The organism is Arachidicoccus sp., from assembly GCF_050436765.1.
GTDB lineage: Bacteria > Bacteroidota > Bacteroidia > Chitinophagales > Chitinophagaceae > Arachidicoccus.
The window spans coordinates 1-1,131 of the sequence record NZ_JBNQGD010000061.1 but is presented as its reverse complement, the minus strand read 5'-3'; the positions used below and the strand labels follow the sequence as shown (position 1 = coordinate 1,131).

Annotated in this window: 1 protein-coding gene; it reads right to left on the bottom strand. The window is 33.2% G+C overall.

Annotated features, from left to right (window positions below):
• Positions 1 to 213: 213 nt before the first annotated feature.
• Entirely contained in the window at positions 214 to 504 is a 291-nt protein-coding gene (locus ACQR30_RS02520) for a cbb3-type cytochrome c oxidase subunit I (RefSeq protein ID WP_429730780.1), read from the bottom strand.
• Positions 505 to 1,131 lie beyond the last annotated feature (627 nt).

The window sequence follows — 1,131 nt, the reverse complement described above, 5'->3', positions numbered from 1 at the left end:
TGCCAATACAACTCCAGTTAAACCACCTGTAGTGAATAAAAAAATAAAACCAATTAATCAACACATTAGAGGAGTGAAAATAATTTTTCTTCCATATAATGTTAATATTCAGCTAAAAATTTTTACCCCTGTTGGAATAGCAATAATTATTGTAGCGGAAGTAAAATAAGCTCGGCTGTCTAAATCTATTCCAATCACATACATGTGATGTGCTCAAACTACTCTACCAACGAAACCAATTCTTAATACAGCATAAACCATTGACAACCTCCCAAACACTTCTTTTTTACCACAAATGTAAATGGCTGTAACCCTTACAATACCAAAAGCTGGTAAAATTAAAATATAGACCTCTGGGTGCCCAAAAAACCAAAATAAATGTTGGTATAGTAAGGGATTTCCCCCCCCACTACAATCAAAAAATCTAGTATTTAAATTTCGATCTAAAATTAATATTGTAAGAGCACCAGCTAATACTGGTAGTGATAAAAGTAATAAAAAGATTGTAACAACTATTGTTCAAACAAATAAACTAAGAAATTCAAAACTCAACCTATTTCTTTTTTCTCCTTGAACAGTTGAAAAGAAATTTATTCTTCCCAATAACCTTCTCAAACCACTAATGTGAAGGGCAAAAATAACTCTGTCTCTCCTAATATCTGGTGAAGAAACCACTCTTAGTGGAGGGTATATCACTCAACTTACACCTGCTCCAGAACCAACGAGGAAAGAAGTTGATATTAATGCTACCCTTGGTAGTAATAATCAAATTCTGAACGAATTAACTCGTGGATATGTTATATCCGGAGCTCCTAATTTTATTGGCAATATTCAATTACCAAATCCACCTACTAACGCAGGTATAACCATAAAGAAAATCATTCACAATGCGTGTAATGTCAACACCACATTATAGAGGTGATTGTTGTTTAACAAAGTTCCACCTTGGGCCAACTCAAGACGAATAATTAATCTAAGTCTCAAACCGACCAAGCCCCTTCAAAAAGATAAAATTAAATATATTATTCCAATATTTTTGTAGTTTGTACTACTCGAATATTGGAATCCTCAAAGAGCTACTTCAGCTTTCATCCTTTTCCCTTTCCTTTTTTCCTCCCTTTTTTCAAAGAT